Source organism: Streptomyces sp. NPDC006512 (genome assembly GCF_040611935.1).
Classification (GTDB): Bacteria; Actinomycetota; Actinomycetes; order Streptomycetales; family Streptomycetaceae; genus Streptomyces.
The window spans coordinates 1-7,685 of record NZ_JBEXPG010000124.1 but is presented as its reverse complement, the minus strand read 5'-3'; the positions used below and the strand labels follow the sequence as shown (position 1 = coordinate 7,685).

The window sequence follows — 7,685 nt, the reverse complement described above, 5'->3', positions numbered from 1 at the left end:
GACCGGACCGAAACGGAAGGACAGTGGACTGACGGGCAGCCCCCGACACACACCCGACCCCATCAAGGGAGCACCGCCCACCCCCGACCCCGACCACCTGACACACCCCGACCCCACCCCACCCCCCTCACTCCTCCGGCGGAAACACCGGTTCCCCCGTTTCGGCCAGTGTGATCAGGATGGCTTCCACCGGGCAGCCTTCGGCTGCCGTGAGGGTGGGTTCGTTCGCGTCCGTCTGCGGGGCCCGGGGGTGGGACTGGCGGGCCGAGTCGAGGGCGAAGCCGTCCGGGGCGTGGTTGACGCACATGCCCGAGCCGATGCAGACCCCCCGGTCCACCTCGACCTGCCAGCGGTCTCCCATCAGGCTCCCGCCCCGGAGGCGCCCGGGGCGTAGCCCGCCGGGAGGTGGATCATCTTGTGCTCCAGGTACTCGCTCAGGCCCTCCGGGCCGAACTCGCGGCCCACGCCGCTGTTCTTGTAGCCGCCGAACGGGCCCAGCATGTCGAGGCTGAAGGTGTTCACGTTGAAGGTGCCGGTGCGGATGCGGCGTCCGAAGTCGATGCCGTGTTCGGTGTCGGCGGTCCAGACGCTGCCGCTCAGCCCGAACTCGGAGTCGTTGGCGATCCGCGCCGCTTCCGCCTCGTCGCCGTAGGGGATCAGGCACACCACCGGGCCGAAGATCTCCTCGCGGGCGATCCGCATCGAGTTGTCGACGTCGCCGAAGAGGGTGGGCTCGACGTACCAGCCCCGTTCCAGGCCCGCCGGGCGGCCGCCGCCGGTGAGGACCTTCGCGCCCTCCTCCTGGCCGATGCGGATGTAGTCCAGCGAGCGCTGCTGCTGGCGCTGTGCGACGAGGGGGCCGAGCTGGGTCGCCGGGTCCAGGGGGTCGCCGACGACGAGGGCCCCGGCGGCCGCGGCGAGGGCGTCGGCGAACTCGTCGTAGCGGCCGCGCGGCGCGAGGACGCGGGTCTGGGCGACGCAGGCCTGGCCGTTGTTCATCCAGGCGGCCGGGACGATCCCGGCGACGGTGGTCTCCAGGTCGGCGTCGGGCAGGATCACGGCGGCGGACTTGCCGCCGAGTTCCAGGGTGACCCGGGTCAGGTTGCGCGCGGCGACCTCCATCACGCGCCGGCCGGCGGCGACGGAGCCGGTGAAGGCGACCTTGTCGATGCCGGGGTGCCCGACGAGGTACTCGCTGACCTCGCGGTCGGCGGGCAGGATCGACAGCACGCCCTCGGGCAGCCCGGCCTCCCGTGCGATGTCGGCCAGGATGTAGGAGTCGAGGGGGGCTTCGGGGGAGGGCTTGAGGATGACGGTCGAGCCGGTGAGCAGCGCCGGCGCGAGCTTGGCCGCGGCCACGAACTGCGGGACGTTCCACGGGATGACGGCGGCGACCACGCCCACCGGCTCCCGGCGGACCAGGATCGGCCCGAGTACTCCCTGGCGGTGCTCCTCGTACGGGTAGTCGCGGGCGACGGTGATCGCGGCGTCGTAGACCATCATCGGGCCGAGGGCCTGGGCGAGGACGCTCCAGGAGTACGGGGAGCCGTTCTGGGAGCTGATCGAGCGGGCGATCTCCTCGTGGCGGACGGCGATGGCGTCCTTGATCCGGGTGACGACGGCGATCCGCTCGTCCAGCGTCATGCGGGGCCAGGGGCCTTCGTCGAAGGCCTTGCGGGCGACAGCGACGGCCCGGTCGACGTCGGCCCGGGAGGCGTGCGGGACACTGCCGATGACCTGCTCGGTGTGGGGGGAGACGACGCGCAGGGTGTCGGTGCCCAGCGGATCGGTCCATTCCCCGCCGATGAACAGCTGTCCGTGTTCCACGAGCTCGGTCATGACTGAGGCCTCCTGGGGTTTGGCGTTCCAGAACTGATACCAGTTCTAGTTGGAGGAGTCCACGGCCCGGACGGAACGGGCGAGAAGATCCAGCGACCGGTGAAGGCTAGTCAGCGAGGCCCGATGATGGTCGACTTGGGCTACTACTGGAACAAGTTCTCGTCAGCGGACAGGGGAGCCCCATGCCACAGGACAACGCGGCACCGGCGGACGGCGCGACGGACGGCAAGACGGCACGGGACGGCAACACGGCACGGGTCGGCAACGCAAACGCGGCACGGGACGGCGACGCCCGGGACGCCGACGCGCCACACGCCGGCCCCGCGCACGCCGGCCTCGCGCACGCCGGCCCCGCACACGCCGACCCCGCACACGCCGACCCCGCGGACCCCCCCGCCTCCCAGGTCACCGACCACGGCGGCGGTGTCTGGGCCGTGAAGGTGCCCATCCCCGACAACCCGCTCGGGCACACCCTCGTCCACGTCCTCGACACCGACCGCGGTCCCGTCCTCGTCGACACCGGCTGGGACGACCCCGCCTCCTGGGACGCCCTCGCCCGCGGCCTCGGCACGCTCGGGTTCGCCGTCGCCGACGTGCACGGCGTGGTCATCACCCACCACCACCCCGACCACCACGGCCTGTCCGGGCAGGTCCGGGAAGCCTCCGGGGCGTGGATCGCCATGCACGCCGCCGACACCGAGGTCGTCGTGCGCACCCGCTCCGCCGAGCCCGGCGTCTGGTTCGACTACATGAGCGAGAAGCTGGCCACCGCCGGAGCCCCCGAGGAGCACGTCGCCCCGCTGCGCGCCGCCCGCGCGAGCGGCCGCCTGCGGACCCTGCCCGGGCTGCGGGCCGCGGTCCCCGACCGGGAGATCGTCCCCGGCGAGCTGCTGCCCCTGGCCGGGCGCCGGCTGCGGGCGATCTGGACCCCGGGGCACACCCCCGGCCACGTCTGCCTGCACCTGGAGGAGGAGCACCCGGCGCACCTCCCCGGCAACGGCCGCCTCTTCTCCGGCGACCACCTGCTGCCGGGGATCTCCCCGCACATCGGCCTCTACGAGGACCCCTCCGACGAGCGCGTCACCGACCCCCTCGGCGACTACCTCGACTCCCTCGAACGGATCGGCCGGCTGGGGCCCGCCGAGGTGCTCCCCGCCCACCAGCACGCCTTCACCGACGCCCCCGCCCGCGTCCGGGAGCTCCTCGACCACCACGAGGAGCGGCTGACCGGACTGTGGCGGCTGCTCGCCGAACCGCTGACCCCGTGGGGGCTGGCGGAGCGGATGGAATGGAACCGCCCCTGGGAGCAGATCCCGTACGGCTCCCGGAACATCGCCGTCTCCGAAGCGGAGGCGCACCTGCGGCGCCTGGTCAAACAGGGCCGGGCGGAGGCGGTGCCGGGCACGGACCCGGTGACGTACCGGGCGCTGTGAGGGGGGCCCGGACCCGGGCCGGGCGGGGGCCGGGGCGGGCGGTGCCACCGGGTCGGCCTGCTACGGGCCGGTAGAGTGGGCCCGTCGTCCACACCTCCGTACGGGGGGAAGCCGGTGAGACTCCGGCGCTGACCCGCAACCGTGACCGCCTTCGGGCGGACAGCCGGAATGCCCCGTACCGGAGGTGCGCGGCTCGTGCCGCCGGGTCCTCCGGCGGTCGGCACCGTCGAGGTAAACGGAGCCGGAGCCCGGTACCCGCGCGTGCCTGCCTCCCGTTCCCCAGCACGAGAGGCACCCGCCCCCCATGAACGTCCGCCGCAGCGCCGCCGCGCTCGCCGCCTCCGCCGTGCTCTGCGTGGGCGCCGCCCCCGCAGCCCTCGCCGACACCCCGCCGCCCTCCCCCGCGGCGCCCCCGGTCGTCCCGTCGGGCCTGTTCGGCAAGGCCGACCCGACGTACGACGGGGTGTGGCGCCAGTCCATCGCGCTGATCGCGCAGAAGACGGCGGGCGCGAAGCCCGCCGCGCAGGCCGTCGACTGGCTCGTCGGCCAGCAGTGCGCGAACGGCGGCTTCGCCTCGTTCCGCGCCGACACCGCGAAGGCCTGTGACGCGACGACGACGCTCGACACCAACGCCACCGCCGTGGCCGTGCAGGCCCTGAAGTCGCTCGGCGGCCAGGACGCCACGGTCAAGAAGGCCGTGGACTGGCTGAAGTCGGTCCAGAACGAGGACGGCGGCTGGAGCTACGTGCCCGGCTCCCCCAGCGACGGCAGCTCCACCGCGCTGGTGATCAGCTCGCTCGCCGTCGCGGGCGAGAAGCCGGCCGACGTCAAGTCCAAGGCCGGCAAGTCCGCCTACGACGGGCTGCTCTCCTTCCAGCTGGGCTGCGCCACCGAGCCGGCCGCCGACCGGGGCGCCTTCGGGCACCAGCCGACCGACGGCAAGCTCGACGCGAACGCCGACGCGACGGCCGCCGCCGCGCTGGCCGGACTCGGCAAGGGCATCGTCGTCGAGCCGGCCTCCACCGACACGGCCGCCGCCGCGCTGGCCTGTCCGGCCGGTGCCGCCGACCCGGCGGGCGCCACCCAGGGCGCGGCCGGCTACCTCGCCGAGGCGCTGAAGAAGGACGGCCACCTGACGCCCTCCACCCCGGGCGCCGACCAGCCGACCGCCGACACCGGCAACACCGCCGACGCGGTGATCGCCCTGGCCGCGGCCGGGCACCGGCAGTCCGCGGCGGGCGCGCTGGAATGGCTGAAGAACAACTCCGCCGAGTGGTCGAAGGGCAACCCGGCCGCGCTCGGCACCCTGATCCTCGCCGCGCACGCGACGGGCACCGACCCGAAGGCCTTCGGCGGCATCGACCTGGTGTCGGCGCTGAACGCGACGGGCCCCGCCCCGCAGGCGGCGGAGACCGGCGCGACGAAGGTCGAGAGCGAGGACGACAAGAGCTCCGGCAACCAGAACGTCTGGTGGATCGTCGGCGCGGGCGCCGCGGCCGGCATGGGCATCGGCATCCTGCTGAGCGGCCGCCGCAAGAAGAACCAGCTGTGAGCCGCCGCCGTCCGCCGGCGCTCGCCGGCGTGGTGCTGGGTGTCCTCGGCCTGGTCCTCACCCTGTTCGCCGCCTCCCCGGCCCTGGCGGCGAGCTACCGCTACTGGTCGTTCTGGGACGGCGCGGGCGGCCAGTGGGCCTACGCCACCCAGGGCCCGTCGACGGCCCGCCCTGCGGACGGCACGGTGCTCGGCTTCCGCTTCTCCGTGAGCAAGGACGCGGCGGCCGAGTCCGCCCGGCCCCGCGCGGCCGCCGACTTCGAAGCCGTCTGCGCGGCGACCGCCCCGGCGGCCGGCAAGAAGCGGGTGGCCCTGGTCATCGACTTCGGGCTGCCCGAGGACGCCCCCGGCGGCGAACGCCCGCCGCAGGACGGCCCGCGCACCGCCTGCGCCCAGGTGGCCCCGGCCGCCACGGCCGCGGAGGCGCTGGCGGAGGTCGCGAAGCCGCTGCGCTACAACGGCGCCGCACTGCTGTGCGGGGTGTCCGGTTACCCCCGGACGGGCTGCGGAGAGCCGATCTCCGACTCCGGGGACGGCTCCGCGGCTCCGGCGGCCTCCGGCACTCCGTCCGCGCGGCCCTCGCCGCCGGCGGCTTCCGCCGGGCAGGACTCCGGCCCCTCCGTCGGGCTGGTCGCGGGCATCGCGGCGATCGCCGCCCTGGCCGCGGCCGGCGTCTGGCAGTCCCGCCGCCGCAGGCGATGACGGGCCGCGCGGACGCGCCCGCCCCCCACGGCCCGGCGGCCGACGGCGCACCCCCGGCCCGGCCCGGTGCCGGGGCGCGGGTGGGCTCCCCGCGCGGGGCGGCGTACAAGAGGAGCAGGCCCTGGCAGGCGCCCGAAGCCGGCCGGGGCAACGCGCTGCACGCGGGGGCCTGGTGGCTGTGGGCCCTCGGGCTCGCCACCGCCGCCTCCCGGACCACGAACCCGCTGCTGCTCGGGATGATCGTCGGCGTCGCCGGGTACGTGGTCGCCGCGCGCCGTACGGACGCGCCGTGGGCCCGCTCCTACGGTGCCTTCGTCAAGCTCGGCCTGTTCGTCATCGGTCTGCGCCTGGCCTTCTCCATGCTGCTCGGCTCCCCCATCCCCGGGTCGCACACCCTCTTCACCCTCCCCGAGGTGCCGCTGCCCGCGTGGGCGCAGGGCATCCGCTTCGGCGGCCGGGTCACCGCCGAGCAGCTGGTCTTCGCCCTCTACGACGGCGCCAAGCTGGCCACCCTGCTCATCTGCGTCGGCGCCGCCAACGCGCTCGCCAATCCGGCGCGGCTGCTGAAGTCGCTGCCCGCCGCCCTGTACGAGGCGGGCGTCGCCGTGGTCGTCGCCATGACCTTCGCGCCGAACATGGTCGCCGACGTGGTCCGGCTGCGGACCGCCCGCCGGCTGCGGGGCCGTCCCACCGGCGGGGTGAAGGCGATCCTCCAGATCGGCCTGCCGGTGCTGGAGGGTGCGCTGGAGCGGTCGGTCGCCGTCGCCGCGTCGATGGACGCGCGGGGCTACGGACGCACCGCGCAGGTCCCGCCGGCCGTCCGGCACACCACCAACGTCCTCACCCTCGGCGGCCTGCTCGGCATGTGCGCGGGCACGTACGGGCTGCTCGCGGCGGAGGGCGCCGGGTACGGGCTGCCCGTGCTCGGCGTCGGCCTCGTCCTGGCGCTGGCCGGGCTGCGGCTCGGCGGCCGGCGCAGCATCCGGACGCGTTACCGGCCCGACCGGTGGGGGGCCCGGGCCTGGCTGGTCGCCGGTTCGGGGGCGGCGGTGGCGGCCCTGATGGTCCACGCGGCGTCGGTCGATCCGGAGGCCATGCGGCCGGGCGTGGTGCCGCTGGTGTGGCCGACGCTGCCGCTGTGGCCGGCCGTGTCGGTCCTGATCGGCCTGCTTCCCGCCTTCGTGGCACCCGTACCGTCCAAGGAGTCTTCCCGGTGATCCGCTTCGAGCAGGTGTCGGTGACCTACGAGGGTGCCGGGCGGCCCTGTCTGCGGGACGCCGACTTCGTCGTCCCGGAGGGCGAGCTGACGCTCGTGGTCGGCCCGTCGGGCGTCGGCAAGTCGACGCTGCTCGGTGCGGTGTCGGGGCTGGTCCCGCACTTCACCGGGGGCCGGCTGGGCGGGCGCGTCACGGTCGCGGGCCGCGACACGCGCACCCACAAGCCGCGCGAACTCGCGGACGTGGTGGGCACGGTCGGGCAGGATCCCCTCGCCCACTTCGTGACGGACGTGGTGGAGGACGAGCTCGCGTACGGGATGGAGTCCCTGGGCCTGCCGCCCGCGGTGATGCGCCGCCGGGTGGAGGAGACCCTGGACCTGCTCGGGCTGAACGAACTCCGCGACCGTCCCCTCGCCACCCTGTCCGGCGGGCAGCAGCAGCGGGTCGCGATCGGCTCCGTACTGACCCCGCACCCGAAGGTCCTCGTCCTCGACGAACCGACGTCCGCGCTGGACCCGGCCGCGGCGGAGGAGGTCCTGGCCGTCCTCCAGCGGCTGGTCCACGACCTGGGGACGACCGTGCTGATGGCGGAGCACCGGCTGGAGCGGGTGGTCCAGTACGCCGACCGCGTGCTGCTCCTGCCCTCCCCGGGCGCGGCCCCCGTCCTCGGCACCCCGGCCGAGATCATGGCCGTCTCCCCCGTCCACCCGCCGGTCGTCTCCCTGGGCCGCCTCGCCGGCTGGTCCCCCCTCCCGCTGTCCGTACGCGACGCCCGCCGCCTGTCCGCCCCCCTGCACGCCCGCCTCGCGTCCCTCCCGGTCCCGGCCGGCCCGGGGGCCGGGGCCGGGGCTGAACCCGGCCGACGCGCCGCAGGTCAACGCGTCCGCGTCCAGTGCGGTGATCGGTGACCTGGGCAGCGGCAAGAGTGTGCTGGCGAAGCTGA

The 7,685-nt window shown here is 75.1% G+C and carries 6 protein-coding genes, 1 pseudogene and 1 riboswitch; of the genes and pseudogenes, 5 read left to right on the top strand and 2 right to left on the bottom strand.

Annotated elements, in window-relative coordinates; translation table 11 throughout:
* Nucleotides 1–127: 127 nt before the first annotated feature.
* Together ABZZ17_RS39660 and ABZZ17_RS39655 are read right to left on the bottom strand one after the other, a co-directional pair.
* Nucleotides 128–361: a ferredoxin gene (locus ABZZ17_RS39660; protein WP_356884191.1), complete on the bottom strand. Its 234-nt coding sequence runs from the start codon at nucleotides 359–361 to the stop codon at nucleotides 128–130.
* Entirely contained in the window at nucleotides 361–1,839 is a 1,479-nt protein-coding gene (locus tag ABZZ17_RS39655; RefSeq protein WP_356884189.1) for an aldehyde dehydrogenase, read from the bottom strand. The genes ABZZ17_RS39660 and ABZZ17_RS39655 overlap by 1 nt, the downstream gene beginning before the upstream one ends.
* A 182-nt stretch (nucleotides 1,840–2,021) precedes the next feature.
* Here ABZZ17_RS39655 and ABZZ17_RS39650 point away from each other — a divergent pair, with 182 nt between their 5' ends.
* The 5 genes and pseudogenes from ABZZ17_RS39650 to ABZZ17_RS39630 all read left to right on the top strand — a co-directional run.
* Complete coding sequence (locus ABZZ17_RS39650; protein WP_356884187.1) at nucleotides 2,022–3,272, top strand: MBL fold metallo-hydrolase; 1,251 nt, start codon at nucleotides 2,022–2,024, stop codon at nucleotides 3,270–3,272.
* A 104-nt stretch (nucleotides 3,273–3,376) separates the two neighbouring features.
* Nucleotides 3,377–3,446: riboswitch (cobalamin riboswitch) on the top strand.
* 130 nt (nucleotides 3,447–3,576) lie between these two features.
* Nucleotides 3,577–4,824, top strand: a complete 1,248-nt coding sequence (locus ABZZ17_RS39645; protein WP_356884185.1) for a prenyltransferase/squalene oxidase repeat-containing protein — start codon at nucleotides 3,577–3,579, stop codon at nucleotides 4,822–4,824.
* Entirely contained in the window at nucleotides 4,821–5,525 is a 705-nt protein-coding gene (locus tag ABZZ17_RS39640) for an SCO2322 family protein (RefSeq protein WP_356884183.1), read from the top strand. Before ABZZ17_RS39645 ends, ABZZ17_RS39640 begins: the two co-directional genes overlap by 4 nt.
* Nucleotides 5,522–6,742 (top strand): energy-coupling factor transporter transmembrane protein EcfT, encoded by a 1,221-nt coding sequence (locus ABZZ17_RS39635; RefSeq protein ID WP_356884181.1) that lies wholly within the window; start codon nucleotides 5,522–5,524, stop codon nucleotides 6,740–6,742. The genes ABZZ17_RS39640 and ABZZ17_RS39635 overlap by 4 nt, the downstream gene beginning before the upstream one ends.
* A pseudogene (locus ABZZ17_RS39630) lies at nucleotides 6,739–7,551 on the top strand (ABC transporter ATP-binding protein); the annotation flags it as partial. The gene ABZZ17_RS39635 and the pseudogene ABZZ17_RS39630, both read left to right, overlap by 4 nt.
* Nucleotides 7,552–7,685: the final 134 nt, after the last annotated feature.

Excerpts from the sequence above, each read along its gene's own strand:
- ABZZ17_RS39660 (WP_356884191.1), bottom strand. The coding sequence starts at position 361 with ATGGGAGACCGCTGGCAGGTCGAGGTGGACCGGGGGGTCTGCATCGGC.
- ABZZ17_RS39655 (WP_356884189.1), bottom strand. The coding sequence starts at position 1,839 with ATGACCGAGCTCGTGGAACACGGACAGCTGTTCATCGGCGGGGAATGG.
- ABZZ17_RS39635 (WP_356884181.1), top strand. The coding sequence starts at position 5,522 with ATGACGGGCCGCGCGGACGCGCCCGCCCCCCACGGCCCGGCGGCCGAC.
- ABZZ17_RS39650 (WP_356884187.1), top strand. The coding sequence starts at position 2,022 with ATGCCACAGGACAACGCGGCACCGGCGGACGGCGCGACGGACGGCAAG.
- ABZZ17_RS39645 (WP_356884185.1), top strand. The coding sequence starts at position 3,577 with ATGAACGTCCGCCGCAGCGCCGCCGCGCTCGCCGCCTCCGCCGTGCTC.